The organism is Chryseobacterium ginsengisoli (assembly GCF_039542325.1).
Lineage (GTDB): Bacteria > Bacteroidota > Bacteroidia > Flavobacteriales > Weeksellaceae > Chryseobacterium > Chryseobacterium ginsengisoli.
Genome location: NZ_BAABHX010000016.1, coordinates 1 through 17,570, shown reverse-complemented (window position 1 = coordinate 17,570; position 17,570 = coordinate 1). Strand labels below are relative to the sequence as shown.

Below are 17,570 nucleotides of genomic sequence, written 5' to 3'. Positions count from 1 at the left end.
GATTTAAAGACTAATAAACAGGATACGTTGGTATCTTTAACACAGTTGAATAAAAATCTGACGGACAACAAATTCAAAGCTGTTCCTCAAATTAAATTCGTCAGCAATTCTAACGGTTATTTTAATTGATAAATATTAAAATAGATTAAATCTCTTAAAAATCTCTCAATTTAAATTGTAACTTTATCTTATGAAAGAGCATATTATGCGAGGGTTCAGATTTGAAACTTACAAAGCACCGGAATTGTCTGTGTTTGACCGGTTATTCGAAATTTTTACCGACTTGTTGACTCATACTTCAGGAGATTTTGATGAAGCAATTGATTGGCTTCGAATGTTAGATGATGAATACAAACTTACGACACCGGATTATACTATAGAAGATTTTATTGAAGACCTTAAAAAGAAAGGTTATATCCGAGAGGAACTAGATCCCACAGGAAATGGAAGTGGAATGAGCTTAAGCTCAAAAATGGAACAGAATATCCGTAAACAAGCTCTTAAACAAATCTTTGGAAATTTGGAGAAAAGCGGAAATGGGAATCATAAAACCAATAAAAGCGGAACAGGTGAAGATACAACAGGAGAATTCCGTAATTATTATTTTGGAGATCCTGTTGAAAAAATTTCTATTACAGAAAGTCTTAAAAATGCCCAAATTAATAATGGAATAGGAGATTTTCATCTTACTGAGGATGATCTGGTTGTAGAAGATAGTATTCATCAATCCCAAATGAGCACGGTTTTGATGATCGACATCAGTCATAGTATGATTTTGTATGGTGAGGATCGTATCACTCCAGCCAAAAAAGTGGCAATGGCATTGGCTGAGCTTATCACGACTCGTTATCCGAAAGATACTTTAGATATTATTGTTTTCGGAGATGATGCATGGCCTGTGAAAATTCAGGAATTGCCTTATTTGCAGGTGGGTCCTTATCATACGAATACGGTTGCCGGACTTCAATTGGCTATGGATATTTTACGGAGAAAACGGAATACCAATAAACAGATTTTTATGATCACTGATGGGAAGCCAAGTTGTGTACGGCAAACTGATGGTACATATTACATGAATTCTTATGGATTGGATGAATATGTAGTTCAAAAATGTTATAATATGGCTACACAAGCTCGGAGATTACATATTCCGATTACCACTTTTATGATTGCTCAGGATCCTTATCTTCAACATTTTGTCAATGAATTTACTGAAGCAAATCAAGGGAAAGCTTTTTATACAGGTCTTAACGGATTAGGTCAAATGATTTTTGAAGATTATGAAGCCAATCGCAAGAAAAGAATACGTTAAAAATTTAAATATTAATGTTTAATTATAATGATTAACATTAAACTATTTTCAAAAAAATAATTAATCAGATTTTAAATACAATGACTGCAAAGCCAGATATAAAAACATTAGGTTCATTAAAAGCATCAAAATATAAAGTAAAAAGTATCAAAGACGAGTTAAGAGATAACTTAAGAAGTAAAATTCTTAACAGAGAGTCTGTTTTTGAAGGGATTTTCGGATATGAAAACACAGTTATTCCTCAATTGGAGCATGCAATTCTCAGCCGTCATAATATTAATCTATTAGGATTGCGAGGTCAGGCAAAAACCCGATTGGCAAGAATGATGACTTCTTTACTTGATGAATGGATTCCTTTTATCGGAGGAAGTGAAATTAATGATGATCCTTTCAATCCTATCTCACGTTTTGCCAAAGAACTTATCAAAGAAGAAGAAGACAATACGCCAATAGAATGGTTGCATAGAGATGAAAGATTTTTCGAAAAATTGGCGACTCCGGATGTAACGGTTGCCGATCTTATTGGTGATGTCGATCCTATTAAAGCTGCCAATCTTAAGCTTTCTTATGCAGACGATCGAGTGATTCATTTTGGAATGATTCCCCGTGCGAACCGTTGTATTTTCGTTATTAATGAATTGCCGGATCTTCAGGCGAGAATTCAGGTTTCTTTGTTCAATATTTTACAGGAAGGTGATGTTCAGATTCGTGGTTTTAAGGTGAGAATGCCTTTAGATATTCAATTTGTGTTTACTGCTAATCCGGAAGATTATACCAATAGAGGAAGCATTGTTACTCCGCTGAAAGACCGTATCGGATCACAGATTTTGACCCATTATCCTGAAAATATTCATATTGCAAAAGAAATTACGAAATATGAATCCAGTTTAGACAGCCGTCAAACAAACGGAGTTTATGTTCCATCTTTGGCTAAAGATCTTTTAGAACAAATTGGCTTTGAGGCTCGTGAAAGTGAATATGTAGATTCAAAAAGTGGAGTGAGTGCACGTATGAGCATCACCGCTTTTGAAAATTTATTAAGTACCGCGGAACGTAGATCTTTATTAACAGGTGAAGAAAAAACTTCCGTAAGATTGAGTGATTTTGTTGGAGTGATTCCGGCAATCACGGGTAAAGTAGAGTTGGTCTATGAAGGTGAGCAGGAAGGAGCAGAAGCAGTTGCTCAAATGTTGATTGATAATGCTATAAGAACTTTATTCACCTCTTACTTCCCGAAAGTTGAAAAGCTGGAAAAAAAGACTGTTGAAGGTCCATTTAGTCAGATTACTGATTGGTTTCTGGAAGATGATGGCTTTTTAGAAATTACAGACGAATCTTCGGATGAGAATTATGCTAAAAATCTAAATCGTATCAATCCACTTGATGAAATTATTGAAAAATATCAACCTGATACTAAACCGGAAGATATTTTATTTTTAAAAGAATTTATCCTTTGGGGATTGGCTGTTAATAAAAAATTGAATAAAGAACGTTTCAAAACTGGAGTTTTCTTTTCTTAATGAATGAAACTTTAAAACAGTATAAATAAAAAGATGTGGAATTACTTTTCCACATCTTTTTTTATATCTAAATTTTTTGAATAAAATTATCAAACCTGAATAACGCCCAAATTAAATTTCTCAGTAATCGGAGAATGATTTGCTGCTTCAATACCCATAGAAATCCATTTTCTGGTATCTACAGGATTAATGATTGCATCCGTCCACAATCTTGCCGCAGCGTAAGTTGCTTCTGTCTGTTTTTTATATTTTTCTGAAATTGAATCTAAAATTTCTTTGTGCTCTTCTTCAGTAATTGTTTTCCCTTGTTTCTTTAACGTAGATTCCTGGATTTGTGCCAAAACTTTTGCTGCTTGTGCTCCTCCCATTACCGCAAGATCTGCCCAAGGCCAAGCTACGATTAATCTTGGATCATAAGCTTTTCCGCACATCGCATAATTTCCTGCTCCGTAAGAATTTCCTGTAATGATCGTGAATTTTGGAACCACAGAATTGGAAACAGCATTTACCATTTTTGCTCCGTCTTTAATGATTCCTCCATGCTCAGATTTTGAGCCCACCATAAAACCGGTAACATCTTGTAAGAAAACTAAAGGAATTTTTCTCTGATTACAGTTCGCAATAAATCTTGTTGCCTTATCTGCAGAATCAGAATAAATTACTCCACCAAACTGCATTTCACCTTTTCCGCTTTTTACTAATTTTCTTTGGTTAGCAACAATTCCGACAGACCAACCGTCAATTCTTGCCGTTGCACAGATAATACTTTTCCCGTAATCAGGTTTATATTCTTCGTATTCAGAATTATCAACTAGACATTTTAAGATGTCAAGAGTATCATATTGTTCAGCTCTCGAAGCTGGCATAATTCCGAAAATATTTTCAGGTTTTTCTTTTGGCTGAGCACTTTCAATTCTGTCGAAGCCAGCTTTATCAGTGGATCCGAGAGATTTCATGATGTTTTTGATTCTGTTTAAAGCATCTTTATCATCTTTAGCCTTATAATCGGTAACTCCGGAAATTGAGCAATGTGTTGTCGCTCCTCCTAAAGTTTCGTTATCAATAGTTTCTCCAATGGCAGCTTTCACCAAATAGCTTCCTGCAAGGAAAATAGAGCCTGTTCCTTCCACGATCATTGCTTCATCGCTCATGATTGGCAGATAAGCTCCACCCGCAACACAACTGCCCATTACGGCTGAAATCTGGATGATTCCTGCAGCGCTCATTTTAGCATTATTTCTGAAAATTCTTCCGAACATTTCTTTGTCAGGGAAAATTTCGTCCTGCATTGGTAAATAAACTCCTGCAGAATCTACCAGATAAATAATTGGAAGTCTGTTTTCCATCGCGATTTCCTGTGCTCTCAAGTTTTTCTTTCCTGTAATCGGAAACCATGCACCGGCTTTTACAGATGCGTCATTCGCAACAATTAAGCATTGTCTTCCAGAAACATAGCCCATTACCACGACAACTCCGCCACTTGGACAGCCGCCGTGTTCCTCATACATTTCGTAACCCGCGAAAGCACCAATTTCTATGGAATCTGAATCTTTGTCAAGAAGATAGTCTACTCTTTCTCTTGCCGTCATTTTTCCTTCGTCACGAAGCTTCTGAAGCCTCTTTTCTCCACCACCTTTTTTGATATCGGCGAGTAATCGATTTATTTCGGATAATTTTAATCTGTTCTGATCTTCTCGTTTGTTGAATTCAATGTCCATAAAAATTTCAATTTTTTCCGCTTAAAGATACTATTTTTTGTATGGAATGAAAATTGATATAAACAATTGTTTAATAAATTGGTTTTCAGAAATTTATGAAATATTTAACAAAAAATGTATTTTTTATGGTGCGTATTTTGCTAACTTTACAATAGAGTAAGTGAGAGTGAAATCTTACACTTTACTCTAAGTTCCTAGTTTATTTTTTTAATAGTTTATTATTTGAAGGCCCTGAAAGTTGAACAAATTTTCAGGGTTTTTTTATTTTATGTTAAATCGCTAATCTCCACTTTTCTGAAAAAAGAATTTTAAATATTAAACTTTCTCAAAAAATCAATAGTTTTAATATTAAATTATTATACGATTTGTAAAACCTATTTGTAAATTTGCAAAAATATTATAAGAAGGTAGGTTATGCATAAATTGGCTCTTTTCAGGTTGCATTTGATTGTGTTTTTATGGGGATTTACGGCAATTTTGGGAAAACTGATTCATGCTAATGCAGAAATTCTTGTTTTTTACAGAATGTTGTTTGCAGCGATCTGTCTTTTTGTATATATCAGAGTTTTTAAAAAAGACAGTATTAAGGTTTCGAAAAAAGTATTTTTCCAGCTTGCTGCGATTGGTTTTTCGATGGCGCTTCATTGGTATTGTTTCTTTCATTCTATTAAAATTTCGAATGTTTCGATTGCTTTAAGTTGTCTTTCTTTATCAACTTTATTTGCTTCGATCTTAGAACCTTTAATTTTTAAAAGAAAAATCGATATTTCTGAAGTTCTGATGGGAGTTGTAATTGTCGCTTGTATTTTATTGATATTTAAAACAGAGTTTCAGTACAAGGAAGGAATTATTTATGGAGTATTTTGTGCTATTTTCGGGACTATATTTTCTGTCTTTAATGGAAAGATGTTTGGAAAGACTAGCTCAGGAAATATTATTTTTTACGAAATTTTCTCAGGATGGTTCATTTTAATGGTAATTTATTTGTTTACGGGACAAATTTTTCAGATGAATGAAATAAGTTACCGCGATATTGCGTTAATATGCTTGTTGGCAAGTGTTTTCACAGCTTTCCCCATGTTGGAATCGGTAAATCTGATGAAATATATTTCGCCTTTTACATTAATTTTAACAGTTAATTTAGAACCAGTTTACGGAATTATACTAGCTTTTTTTATCTTTGGGGAATCAGAACATATGAGTCCGATTTTTTATATCGCTTCAGGAGTTATGATACTGGCAATCATTGCCAACGGATTAATAAAAGCTAAGAAACAAAAAACGTTAAATTAAGCATCAATTTATATGATGAAAAAATATTTTTTACTTGCATTCTCTTTGGTTTTTGGGATTTCACAATCTCAGATCATCAGGAAATATTCCAACGAATTTTTGAATATCGGAGCCGGAGCGAGAGGTTTGGCAATGGGAGGAGCTGTTGTTACCAATCAGGACGACGTTTATTCTCCAATGTGGAACCCAGCTGGTTTGATGGCGATCGAAAAAGATTGGCAAGGAGCTGCAATGCACGCAGAATACTTCGAATCTATTGCAAAATATGATTATCTGGCTTATGCAAAAGTTCTAGAAACAGGAGTTTTTGGAGTTTCTGTGGTAAGATTAGGTGTCGATAATATTTTGAATACAACCCAATTAATAGATACTGAAGGAAATATTGATTATGATAAAATCACAAAATTCTCTCAGTCGGATTATGCTGCAATTTTATCTTATGCTTTCAATCCTGCAGGAAATACAAAATTAGATGTCGGTATCAATGCTAAAATTGTTTACAGAAACGTTGGGAAATTTGCTAATGGATACGGTTTCGGTTTTGATATTGGTGCCATCTACAAAATGGATAACGGTTGGAAAATCGGAGGAATGTTGAGAGATGCAACAACTACAGTGAACTTTTGGAGCGTAAATCAAAAAGAACTTTCGACAGTTGTAAACGGGGAAGAATTCAACCCTGCGCCGAAAGATAAGATGGAATTAACGATGCCGAAATTAAATGCCGGAGTAAGTAAAACATTCAATATCAATAGTAGTGTTTATGTTTTACCGGAAGCGGGAATTAATGTAGATTTTGCTAAAACAGCAGCACTTCTTTCAACTGATTTTGCAAGTATTACACCTTATGCAGGAGCTGAATTAGGTTATCAGAAAATGATTTTTGTAAGATTGGGGGTAAATAGATTTCAGTCGATTACAGATATTGAAGATGTTAGCAGAACAAAGGTTTCTTTTCAGCCAAGCGCGGGTATCGGGATCCGATATAGAGGTCTTACATTAGATTATGCAATTACAAATTCAGGAATCGGAGGATCGAATTTCTACTCTAATTTCTTCTCTCTGAAATTGGATATGGGGCAGTTTAGAAATGATTAAAATTTAAATTAAAATGAAAAAATTATCATTAATTATATTAACGGCTTGTTCGATGCTTGTCTTTGGACAAAAAGTTTCGGATTATAAATATATTTCACTACCTGTTAAATTTGAAACATTCAAAGAAGATTTTCAGTTGGGGGAATTATTAACAAAGACATTGAGAAGTAAAAATTATACTGTGATTTCATCAGATAAATTTCAATGGCCGGCTGAAGCACAAAATAATCCTTGTAATGTTCTAATGGCGGATATTCTTAATGACAGCGGATTTCTGAGAAATAAAGTATTGGTACAATTTAAAGACTGTAATAATAAAGTTGTATCATCAGTTAAGGGAGCTTCAAGCATTAAAGATTTTAAAGAAGGGTTTCAGGATGCTTTAAAACAAACATATGCATCAATTTCTCCTGCAAATCCTATCAATCAGGCAAGTCCGGTAAATAATGTAAACAATACTTCTATTACAACTAATACAGCTTCTACTTCTGCTGTGAAAGAAATAGATATTACAAATAGAAGTCCTGCGGATAATAATGCTGTTAAATTCAGTAATGGTAAAGTTGAGTTAATTAGAATTCAGGTTGATAATCACCAGTTTATTTTGGTAAGTCAAAATAGTTCTTCACCTTTTGCGACTTTTAAAACTACAACAAAAGATGATGTTTTCAGAGTAAAATTACAAAACGGAGAATCAACTTTGGGGTATTATGAAAACGGAAATATAGTGATTGAAATTCCTCAATCTAATGGAGAATATATTAAAGAGGTATTTTCTAAAAAATAGATCTTATTGGTTTTAAAAATATAATAAAAGTCCTCAATTTGATTGAGGACTTTTTGTAAATTTAAATATGAAGTGGTTGAAGTTTATAATTTCTTTTAATTTCGATTGTGTGTTTACCTTCTCATCTATTACGTTAGAAACTGAAATAGAGTAAGTTTTTATTGTTTTCTTGAATCTAATTTACGAAAAAAATACAAATAAGCAAATTTTAATAAAAAATAATTAAAATTTAATCGATTGATTTGAAATTTTGTTTAAGTATTTTGTTTTTTTAAGATAAAATTAATGATTGAAAAAATCGTGTATAACTTTTGCTTTAGTTTTCCCTAAAATCTCCTCCAGAGTTTCCAGGCTTGATTCTTTTATTCTTTTGACAGATTTTAATTTTGATAAAAGTAATTCGATCGTCTTTTCTCCTACTCCCGGAATTTCTTCCAGCTCGGATTTTATGGTAGAATTTTTTCTTCTCGTTCTGTGATGCTTCACTCCGAAACGGTGCGCTTCATCTCTCACTCTTTGCAAGATTTTCAGTGTTTCAGATTTTTTATCAAGATATAGCGGAATAGAATCTTCAGGAAAGAAAATTTCTTCTAAACGTTTTGCGATTCCGACAATAGTAATTTTTCCGTATAATCCTAATAATTTTAAACTTTTCACCGCAGAAGATAACTGACCTTTTCCACCATCAATCAAGATTAATTGAGGCAAAGCTTCTCCTTCATCCAGCATTCTTTTATAACGACGGAAAATCACTTCTTCCATAGTTTTAAAATCATCAGGACCAACCACTGTTTTTGGATGGAAAATTCTATAATCGGCTTTGCTTGGCTTTCCGTCTTTAAAAACAACACACGCAGAAACAGGATTGGTTCCCTGAATATTTGAGTTGTCAAAACCTTCGATATGTCGCGGTTCTACAGGCATTCTCAAAAGCTTTTGCATTTCAGCCATAATTCTGTTGGAATGTCTTTCCGGATCAATGATCTGAACCTGTTTTAATTTTTCCAAACGATATTCCTTTGCATTTTTCTCCGAAAGTTCAACAATACGTTTTTTATCGCCAACTTTTGGAACGATCAGCTTCACATTCGGAATTTCAACGGATAAATGGAAAGGTAAAAGCACTTCTTTTGAATTGGAATCAAATTTTTGTCGGATTTCAATTAAAGCTTCTTCCAAAATATCTTCATCACTTTCTTCAAGGATTTTCTTAATTTCCGTGGTGAAACTTTGGATAATATTTCCGTTTCTTATTTTAAAGAAATTTACATAAGCGGCAGTTTCATCACTTGTCATTCCAAATACGTCTACATCATCAATACTTGGATTTACAACCGTATTTTTAGCCTGATAATCTTCAAGAGCATCCAATCTTTCTTTGATGAATTGCGCCTGTTCAAACTTTAAATTTTCCGCATATTTCATCATCTGATTCACCAGATATTCCTTCGCCTTTCGGAAATCTCCTTTAATAATTCCGCGAATAGCGTCTATTTTTTCATCATAATCCTCCTTGCTTTCCAAACCTTCACAAGGTCCTTCACAGTTTTTAATATGATATTCTAAGCAGACTTTATATTTTCCGTCATCGATTTTATTCGGAGCTAAATTTAAATTACAGGTTCTTAATTTATAAATATGTTTAATCGTATCCAGTAAAATCTTTGCAGGACGTACTTTCGCATAAGGTCCGTAATATTCCGAACCGTCTTTAATTTTAGTTCTTGTCAGAAAAATTCTCGGAAAATCTTCATTTTTAATACAAATCCAAGGATAAGTCTTGTCATCTTTCAGCATGACATTGTAAAACGGCTGATGTTCCTTTATCAGATTATTTTCTAATAAAAGTGCGTCATATTCGCTGTTTACAATGGTGGTTTCCAGTCTTTGGATCTTTCCGACCATAATTCTTGTTCGGTATCCAGGAAGATTTTTATTGAAATAAGAAAGAACTCTTTTCTTTAGATTCTTTGCTTTTCCCACATATAATAAATGTTCATTTTTATCATAATAACGATAAACACCGGGTTCGGAAGGTAAAGTTTTGAGTTGTAATTCTAAAGAAGGATTCATATAACAAAATTACGGAATTTAAAGTCACAAAAAAAGCCGTAGAAATTCCACAGCTTTATAATGTATGTTAAAATTAAATTTTATCCAGCCATTTCAGTATACTGATAAACCAAAAAGCTGAAATAATCCCATTCTACAGAGTTTTTAGGATATTTTTTCATGAATTCTGCGTTGTCTCCGAAAAGAAAATCATAGTTGTCCTCAAAATCATCTTTGTGAAGCCACATTACTTTATCACCTTTTTTTACATAATAAGATTTGATAACGCCACCCCCCAAACTTGGAGAACCCATTACAGAAAATCCTGCCGTTTCTTTAGCTCTAGGATCATGATAAACGGAGATAATATCATCAAATTCAGGATTAATTACCTGCATTAAGAATTCTTTATCGTCTTTTTTGTTTTTCAGGGAAACTGTTTGGTTTACAAAATGAATACGACCATTTGTTGTTGTATTCTTAAGTTTTTTTGTCTGATAATTTCTGATGTTGCCCATGTATTTTGCAACTTTCATGAATTTTTCAGCCTCATTTGGGAATAAATACATTTCGCTAATGTTATCTGCAACCAAAACAGTAGGTTTTTTTGTAACACTGTCTTTAATAGATACTTCAAAGATCTGCCCTTTTTTAGTATCGATTTTACCACAGAAACCTTTTACAGATGTTCCGTCTTTTAAAATAACAGTCGATGTTTTCTTAGGTGATGGTGTATTGAAACCTTCATTGAAAAGGTATTGTTCCATCTTTTTGATTTCTTCTTTAGAATATTTTACTTTCTGTGCGAAAGAAGCTGTGCTTACAAGAAACAATGCAAGCAACAAAGTTTTGAGTTTCATAAGGGTATTAATTTTTTATTTCGGCGGTAAAAATAGTGAAATAAATTGCTTCTTTTATAAATAAATCATATTACCGCAAAAGATACAAAAGATGTTAATAATGTTTAAGATTTCCAAAAGGAGACAAAACAATTTATAGAATAAAGATTTTACATTTTGTCAGGCTTTGTAACCCTTTTTCCAATCATTTCTTTTATATCTTTTTGCGGTAAAATAAGTCTTAATTAAAATTATTTTTTTGAAAAATATAGGCTTGTAAAATTTAGTTTTTGCAATTATTGTTAAATGTGTAATTTTAAGACAAAATTTAGAGAATGATATACGGTGTAGATGTTTTCAGTTTCCATGATGTTTTGGAGATCTGTAAAACTCCAAATAAAGCTAAACTTAATAAAGCTGCAAAAGAGCAGATTTTAAAATCTCAAAAGAACGTAAAGGAAATTGTTGAGTCAGACAGAACGGTTTACGGAATCAATACAGGTTTCGGACCTTTGTGTGATGTGAAAATATCTGAAGAAGAAACCGCACAGTTACAATATAATTTAATTATTTCTCACGCTGTAGGAGTAGGAAAGCCGATTGATAAAGAATTTTCGAAAATCATGATCATTGCTAAAGTTCATGCGTTGTCGAAAGGATTTTCGGGAGTTTCTTTGGAGGTGATCGAGAGATTGATCTTAATGTTGGAGAAAGACATTATTCCTGTAGTTCCTGAACAGGGTTCTGTTGGAGCTTCCGGAGATTTGGCACCTTTGGCTCATTTGGTTTTACCGCTTTTAGGATTAGGTCAGGTTTGGGTTGGAAATGAAATTTTTGAAACAGCTGAAATTTTAGAAAAAAACAATCTTGAACCATTGGTTTTAGGTCCAAAAGAAGGATTAGGTTTGATTAATGGAACTCAGTTTATCCTTTCCCATGCTATCAAAGGTCTGGAAAAATTCGAATACTTGTTGGATTTGGCGGATATGACGGCTGCAATGAGTCTTGAAGCATATAGAGGCTCTGAAAGTCCTTTCAAAAAAGAACTTCACGATATAAGACCATTTGAAGGAAGCAAAAAAGTGGCTGCAAGAATGCTGAAATTCTTAAAAGGTTCTGAAAATATGAAAGCTCACGAATACTGCGACAGAGTTCAGGATCCATATTCTATGAGGTGTGTTCCGCAGGTTCACGGAGCGAGTCGAAATGCTTTTGAACATCTAAAAATGATGGCTGAAACAGAATTAAATTCCGTAACAGATAATCCGATCGTATTAAGTGCAGAAGAATCTATTTCGGGAGGAAATTTCCACGGACAATTGATGGCTTTACCTTTGGATTATGCAACTTTGGCTGCGGCTGAATTAGGAAATATTTCAGATAGAAGAAGTTATTTACTATTGGAAGGAAAATACGGTTTACCAAGATTATTAACGGAAAGCTCAGGTTTAAATTCAGGATTTATGATTCCTCAATATACTTCTGCAGCGTTGGTAACGGAAAATAAAACATTGTGTTTTCCGGCTTCGGCAGACTCAATTCCGACGAGTTTAGGACAGGAAGATCACGTTTCGATGGGAAGTATTTCGGGTAGAAAATTCAATCAGGTTCTTGGAAATCTGGTGAATATTTTATCAGTTGAATTAATGTTTGCAGCGCAAGGTTTAGAATTCAGAAGACCTGCAAAGTGTTCAAAAATTATTGAAGAAAATTATACAATCCTTAGATCGAAAGTAGCAAAATTGGAAGAAGACCGATTGATTGGCAAAGATATGTTGGCAATTGCTGAATTGATTAATGAAAGAAAGTTTGTAGTTAATTAATTTTTTACTTAAATAATATGAAGACTTCCAGAAATGGAAGTCTTTTTTAGTTTTTCTCCCACAGATTTCTATTTTTTAATTAAAGGAAATAAAATCAACAGAAATAAAAATTATTAATTTTGAAAAAGAAAACGAAAGATGACAATTAAAAGAACAGATTCTTCGAACAAAGACTTTCAAAATTTAGTAAAACTTTTAGACGCAGACTTGGCAATTCGGAATGGCGATGATCATGCTTTTTATGATCAATTCAATAAAATTGATATGATTAAAAACTGCATTGTTATTTATATTGATGAAACTCCTGCAGCTTGTGGAGCATTCAAAAAATTTGAAGATAATACCGTTGAAATCAAAAGAATGTATACAAATCCAAATTTCAGGAAAAGAGGTTTAGCAACAACTATTGTAACAGAATTGGAAACCTGGGCAAAAGAATTAAACTATAAAAAAGCTGTTTTGGAAAATTCATTAGAACAAAATGAAGCGCTTTCGGTTTATGAAAAAAGTGGTTATAAAAGAATTCCAAATTACGGTCAATATATTGGGATTGATAAAAGTGTTTGCTACGAAAAAATATTGTAATTTTTAAATTAATATTATTTTTTGCATAATAAAATTAAAGATAAATTGAATTTTATCTCTTTGTAATTCATTGTAAATTAATATCTTGGTTTTACCAATCAAATATTATTTTATATGAAAAGAAATGTTTTTTATCTTTTATTAGCGTTTTTCGTTTTTACAGCGTGTAATAGGGAAGACCTTCAAAACAATCCTTCGAACATCGAAGTTGCTCAAAAAGATCCTTTGACGGCAAAACAGATCAATGAAAAAATTAACGAAACGATTAAAACTAAAGGACGGTTTTCCTGGAACGAATCTTCTGATCATTTTGTCTGGAGTGCGATTTTTCAGGGAAATAAAATTGCTTCTATCGGATTCGGATCTTCATTCGACAGAAATTTAGATTCTAACAATAAAGCAATTGAAAACGAAATTTTAGATTTGATTAAAAAATACGAAGGAAAAACAGACCGAATTTTGTTGTCTTCGGATCAATATTTAAATCAGATTGATGTTGCGATCGAAAAACAGGAAACGGTTATTGCTCTTAGAAAAATGAAAAATATCCGTTATCTGGAACCTGCAGATTACCATTATTTTGAAAATGAGCAAAAATTTGGAACAACTGCAAAATCCAGCGGAAGTTCATCAGGTTGCGGTTTTGAATCAACAGCTTTAAGTGCTGCAGATTATACAACGGTAACACCAAATGCAAAAGCACCTTGGTCTTTCACAAAACATAATATCATCAACGCCTGGAGTTACAGTACAGGAGCAGGAATTACAATCGGAGTCATTGATAGCGGTGTTTCTCCTGAGCAAAGTTTATTGGGAAGCAGCTTCAATAACGGACTTTCTTCCGGAAGAACAATCAGTAAAAATGGAGTATATGTAGATTCAATCTGGCCGTGGAGTACAGGTTACGACGGTTCTGCCGATAAATGTGGTCATGGAACAAGCATGGCTTCTGCAATGGCAGCTCCGAGAAATAATCAGGGGCAACCTGTTGGTGTGGCTTATAATGCAAATTTGGTGACTTACAGAGCGGCTTCAAACGTAGTTTTAGATGGTTATCATGAACAAAACGGTGTGAAAATCGCCTTTACAGAATTGGGAAATAACAATAATGTTAAAATAATCTCCATGTCGATGGGACATATTTTCTCTGTAGGAAAAATTGAAGATGGTGTAAAATATGCCTATTCAAAAGGAAAATTAATTTTCTGCGCTGGAGGAACTTCTACAAGCTTTACGAATTTCGTAGGAGTGATTTTCCCGGCTTGGATGCCTGAAATACAAGCGATCACAGGAGTAAAAGAAAATACCTCGAACCAAAAATGCGACGTTTGCCACTCCGGATCTGAAATTGATTTTACGTATCAAATGGAAAGAGCTTCAGGAAATAATATTCCAGTGTTGAGTTATTATAATGCACAAACAGATTATGTCGGTGGCTCTTCTGTGGCAACAGCTTCTACAGCGGGAATTGCAGCTTTAGTCTGGGCTAAAAATCCATCATGGACGAGAGATCAGGTTTTAAATAAAATGAGACAGTCTTCAACCTATTATCCAACTCCGAATTCAGATTACGGATACGGAAATATTAATGTTTTACAGGCAGTGCAATAAAATTTTGTTTAAATTTAAAATAGAAAAGTACTGTTGTTCACGGACGACAGTACTTTTTCGTTTATACTAACAAGATTAAATTTATCCTATTCTTACGCTTGTCATGCTTAGAGATCCACCAATCAATTCATCATTGAATAAATTCAGATTTTCAGACTTGTCTTTCAAACCTAAACTATAAATCAACGGAAGATAATGATCAGGAGTGGGAATTGCATATTGTAGAGAAATTCCCTGTTTTTGATAATCAATAATATTCTGAAAATTTCCGTCTAAAAGCCAGTTGTTGGTTTTTTCACGGGCTTCAACTGCCCAATCCCAGCCAGCTCCGACGGTATTAACGTTTTTCCAGTCAATTAATCTTAAATTATGAACAATATTTCCGCTTCCTATAATTAAAATTCCTTTTTCGCGAAGTTTATTTAATCTTTTGGCTAAATCAAAATGATATTGCGGAGATTTTGTATAATCAATACTCATCTGAATTACAGGAATATCTGCATCAGGATACATATGTTTGATGACCGACCACGCTCCGTGATCCAATCCCCAGTTATGATCTTCTTCAACTAAAACAGGAGCCAAAAGTTCTGCGGTTTCTTTCGCCAGTTCAGGATTTCCCGGAGCCGGATATTCAACATCAAATAAAGCCTGCGGAAAACCTCCAAAATCATGAATTGTTCTCGGCATATCCATCGCAGTTACCTTCGTTCCATTCGTAAACCAGTGTGCGGAAATACACAAAATGGCATTCGGTTTCGGAATTTCGGTTGCAGCTTTTCTAAAACCCTGTACAAACTGATTTTCTTCAATAGCGTTCATCGGAGAGCCATGTCCAAGAAAAAGAACGGGCATTCTCTGAGTGCTTTTAAAATTGTCACTGATATTTTGTAGATCGTTGAGGTTCATTATATTGATCATTAATAAAGAAAAAAGGTTCAAGGTTTTTAGAAATCCCTGAACCTTTTTATGTTAAATTTTGTGGATTTTTATTAAATAGGATTTCATCCTATTCTGGTTTAAGTCGCCCTTTCAGGGCTCCTAAAAAATCCGTTTAATTTATTATGCTTGTTTTACAAACTGTAATTCACCAGCGATTTTTACTTCTTCGCTTACCATTACACCTCCTGCTTCAAGAGCTGCGTTCCAGTTTAATCCGAAGTCTTTTCTGTTAATTTTCCCTTCAAAAGAAAAACCAGCTTTTGTATTTCCCCATGGATCAACATTAATTCCGTTGAAATCAACATCTAGTGTTACAGGTTTTGTAATTCCGTTGATGGTAAGATTTCCTGTAACTTCGTTATTCAATGCAGAAGATTCGAAAGAAATTGTAGGGTTTGCTTCAGCGTTGAAGAATTCCGCAGATTTCAAATGATTATCCCTGTCTGCGTTGTGAGTAGAGATAGAATCTGTCTGGATTGTTGCAGTTGTTTTAGCATTAGCAAAAGTATCGTCATCAGCGTCGATTTCTGCAGTAAAGTTTGTGAAGTTTCCTTTAATATTAGAAATCATCATGTGTTTTACTTTGAAAGTAATTTCGCTATGAGATAAATCTAGGTTCCATTTTGTAGCCATTGTATTGTATTTTTGTTTGTTATTTATAGTGCAAATTTATATCAAGTGACAGGTACAAATCATTGACGTAGGATAAGAAATGATTTTTGTGATGTTTTTTTGATATATACCCATTGTGCATTATGATAAAAAAAAATAAAGTTGTTCATTTGATTGGTAATCAGTAAATTGTTTTTACCACAAAACATTTACAATAAACAACTTCAGAACAAATTACGAAAGAATTTTGGAAGTTTTACAAAAAATATCAAATGATACTCTTTTAGAGTATCAACGTCGAACTCCAAAATTAAGTGATCAGGAATTAATCAGTTTAAGTTTAACCGCTAGATATATTTAAATAGATAGTGGAAATCATTTATTCAAAATTTTGCTAGAATTCTTCATAAATAAAGAACGAAAGAAAAGTTATAGTCAGGGAAACAAAAAGTGAAAAAATTTTAGATATCATAAGGCTACAATAATACTCTTGGTTTTAGGGACTGTTTAAATTTATTGAATAATAATTTTATAGCAAATAATTTGATCATATTTTTCAGATGATTCCATTAGGATTTCATAATTTGTATATAATCTTCTATCATTATCAAACCAAGAAAAAGTACGCTCAATAGTCCATCGTTTATGAATTCGCTCAAACTTTTTTAGTTTTTTATCCCCGCCAAAGCCATTGGGTAAACAGTTATTTCCTCAACGAACACTTTGGTGTATATGCTTCTCAAGCTTGCCTCGGCTTTGTGATCTCTGTTTTTTCATGTTTTCTCTCTCAATTGTGATAATAGTAAATGGAAAATCTCCAAATTTTCCATTTTAAATAATGGTAATAAACCAATTGCCACTTTGGTAATCATGAGGTAAAAGTTTTTATTGACAGGCTGTTTTAAGCAAATAATCAATTGTATTCCAAATGATAATTAAATGATATTTTCGTTTTCCGTTATCAAAAATAATTTGTGTCATCTGTGGTAAAAACATATTCGAATTTTTTTAAGATACAGAATCACCATCTTATCAAGATCTAAAAACAGTTTTAAAAACTATTCATAGGATATCCATGAAGATCATCGGTTATTGTGGATAAGTATGGATAATATTTTAACTTTAAATAAACCAATATGTTAAGTGTATAAGTTTCCCACAATATACTTTCAATGTAAACATTATGTTAATAAAATTTGGAAGAGTAGGTAAAGATGGTGTACTTTTGCCCCACTGAAAACGAGAGTATTTGGTAGCGCAGAAGAGCCTTTAGACAGGCATGATTTAAGGATCACTTTAAAAAGAAGCAAATTAAAACAAAGTATTTTTTATTTAAAATAATTGTAAAATTAAATTGGATAAAAAGTTGTGAGTTTGG

Annotated in this window: 13 protein-coding genes and 1 pseudogene; 9 read left to right on the top strand and 5 right to left on the bottom strand. The window is 33.1% G+C overall.

The genetic code is table 11. The features are described from left to right. Positions 1–190: 190 nt before the first annotated feature. Together ABD940_RS22760 and ABD940_RS22755 are read left to right on the top strand one after the other, a co-directional pair. Positions 191–1,312, top strand: a complete 1,122-nt coding sequence (locus tag ABD940_RS22760; RefSeq protein WP_345208862.1) for a vWA domain-containing protein — start codon at positions 191–193, stop codon at positions 1,310–1,312. Positions 1,313–1,392: 80 nt separating this feature from the next. After that, positions 1,393–2,832: an AAA family ATPase gene (locus tag ABD940_RS22755; RefSeq protein WP_345208860.1), complete on the top strand. Its 1,440-nt coding sequence runs from the start codon at positions 1,393–1,395 to the stop codon at positions 2,830–2,832. A gap of 89 nt (positions 2,833–2,921) precedes the next feature. On the opposite strand, the gene ABD940_RS22750 is transcribed toward ABD940_RS22755, so the two are convergent. After that, on the bottom strand, positions 2,922–4,550 hold the full coding sequence (locus ABD940_RS22750; RefSeq protein WP_345208858.1) for an acyl-CoA carboxylase subunit beta: 1,629 nt from the start codon (positions 4,548–4,550) through the stop codon (positions 2,922–2,924). 414 nt (positions 4,551–4,964) lie between these two features. Between ABD940_RS22750 and ABD940_RS22745 the strand changes: the two genes are divergently transcribed. From ABD940_RS22745 to ABD940_RS22735, 3 genes are read left to right on the top strand one after another with little or no spacing between them, the layout of a single operon-like run. Then, positions 4,965–5,843: a DMT family transporter gene (locus ABD940_RS22745; protein ID WP_345208856.1), complete on the top strand. Its 879-nt coding sequence runs from the start codon at positions 4,965–4,967 to the stop codon at positions 5,841–5,843. Positions 5,844–5,855: 12 nt separating this feature from the next. Continuing rightward, a complete protein-coding gene (locus tag ABD940_RS22740; RefSeq protein ID WP_345208854.1) occupies positions 5,856–6,941 on the top strand; it encodes a putative type IX sorting system protein PorV2 in 1,086 nt (361 codons plus the stop codon). A 13-nt stretch (positions 6,942–6,954) separates the two neighbouring features. After that, positions 6,955–7,728, top strand: coding sequence for a hypothetical protein (locus ABD940_RS22735; RefSeq protein ID WP_345208852.1), 774 nt, complete (start codon positions 6,955–6,957; stop codon positions 7,726–7,728). Between the two features lie 282 nt (positions 7,729–8,010). Here the strand turns inward: ABD940_RS22735 and uvrC are convergent, their stop codons facing one another. Together uvrC and ABD940_RS22725 are read right to left on the bottom strand one after the other, a co-directional pair. Continuing rightward, entirely contained in the window at positions 8,011–9,801 is a 1,791-nt protein-coding gene (uvrC, locus tag ABD940_RS22730) for an excinuclease ABC subunit UvrC (protein ID WP_345208850.1), read from the bottom strand. 80 nt (positions 9,802–9,881) lie between these two features. After that, on the bottom strand, positions 9,882–10,640 hold the full coding sequence (locus ABD940_RS22725) for a hypothetical protein (protein WP_345208849.1): 759 nt from the start codon (positions 10,638–10,640) through the stop codon (positions 9,882–9,884). 314 nt (positions 10,641–10,954) lie between these two features. Between ABD940_RS22725 and hutH the strand changes: the two genes are divergently transcribed. From hutH to ABD940_RS22710, 3 genes are all read left to right on the top strand, one after another. Further along, on the top strand, positions 10,955–12,442 hold the full coding sequence (gene hutH, locus ABD940_RS22720) for a histidine ammonia-lyase (protein ID WP_345208847.1): 1,488 nt from the start codon (positions 10,955–10,957) through the stop codon (positions 12,440–12,442). 138 nt (positions 12,443–12,580) lie between these two features. Next, complete coding sequence (locus ABD940_RS22715; protein ID WP_345208845.1) at positions 12,581–13,027, top strand: GNAT family N-acetyltransferase; 447 nt, start codon at positions 12,581–12,583, stop codon at positions 13,025–13,027. 114 nt (positions 13,028–13,141) lie between these two features. Beyond that, on the top strand, positions 13,142–14,638 hold the full coding sequence (locus ABD940_RS22710) for a S8 family peptidase (protein ID WP_345208843.1): 1,497 nt from the start codon (positions 13,142–13,144) through the stop codon (positions 14,636–14,638). 81 nt (positions 14,639–14,719) lie between these two features. Here the strand turns inward: ABD940_RS22710 and ygiD are convergent, their stop codons facing one another. Together ygiD and ABD940_RS22700 are read right to left on the bottom strand one after the other, a co-directional pair. Next, on the bottom strand, positions 14,720–15,547 hold the full coding sequence (gene ygiD, locus ABD940_RS22705) for a 4,5-DOPA-extradiol-dioxygenase (protein WP_345208841.1): 828 nt from the start codon (positions 15,545–15,547) through the stop codon (positions 14,720–14,722). A 153-nt stretch (positions 15,548–15,700) separates the two neighbouring features. Further along, positions 15,701–16,213, bottom strand: coding sequence for a YceI family protein (locus tag ABD940_RS22700; RefSeq protein WP_345208839.1), 513 nt, complete (start codon positions 16,211–16,213; stop codon positions 15,701–15,703). Between the two features lie 193 nt (positions 16,214–16,406). On the opposite strand from ABD940_RS22700, the pseudogene ABD940_RS22695 reads away from it, so the two are divergent. Next, positions 16,407–16,550: pseudogene (locus ABD940_RS22695) on the top strand (IS982 family transposase); the annotation flags it as partial. Positions 16,551–17,570 lie beyond the last annotated feature (1,020 nt).

Coding starts and splice junctions, on each gene's coding strand:
- ABD940_RS22725 (WP_345208849.1), bottom strand. CDS start 10,640: ATGAAACTCAAAACTTTGTTGCTTGCATTGTTTCTTGTAAGCACAGCT.
- hutH (WP_345208847.1), top strand. CDS start 10,955: ATGATATACGGTGTAGATGTTTTCAGTTTCCATGATGTTTTGGAGATC.
- ABD940_RS22710 (WP_345208843.1), top strand. CDS start 13,142: ATGAAAAGAAATGTTTTTTATCTTTTATTAGCGTTTTTCGTTTTTACA.
- ygiD (WP_345208841.1), bottom strand. CDS start 15,547: ATGAACCTCAACGATCTACAAAATATCAGTGACAATTTTAAAAGCACT.
- ABD940_RS22750 (WP_345208858.1), bottom strand. CDS start 4,550: ATGGACATTGAATTCAACAAACGAGAAGATCAGAACAGATTAAAATTA.
- uvrC (WP_345208850.1), bottom strand. CDS start 9,801: ATGAATCCTTCTTTAGAATTACAACTCAAAACTTTACCTTCCGAACCC.
- ABD940_RS22745 (WP_345208856.1), top strand. CDS start 4,965: ATGCATAAATTGGCTCTTTTCAGGTTGCATTTGATTGTGTTTTTATGG.
- ABD940_RS22715 (WP_345208845.1), top strand. CDS start 12,581: ATGACAATTAAAAGAACAGATTCTTCGAACAAAGACTTTCAAAATTTA.
- ABD940_RS22760 (WP_345208862.1), top strand. CDS start 191: ATGAAAGAGCATATTATGCGAGGGTTCAGATTTGAAACTTACAAAGCA.
- ABD940_RS22700 (WP_345208839.1), bottom strand. CDS start 16,213: ATGGCTACAAAATGGAACCTAGATTTATCTCATAGCGAAATTACTTTC.
- ABD940_RS22735 (WP_345208852.1), top strand. CDS start 6,955: ATGAAAAAATTATCATTAATTATATTAACGGCTTGTTCGATGCTTGTC.
- ABD940_RS22755 (WP_345208860.1), top strand. CDS start 1,393: ATGACTGCAAAGCCAGATATAAAAACATTAGGTTCATTAAAAGCATCA.
- ABD940_RS22740 (WP_345208854.1), top strand. CDS start 5,856: ATGATGAAAAAATATTTTTTACTTGCATTCTCTTTGGTTTTTGGGATT.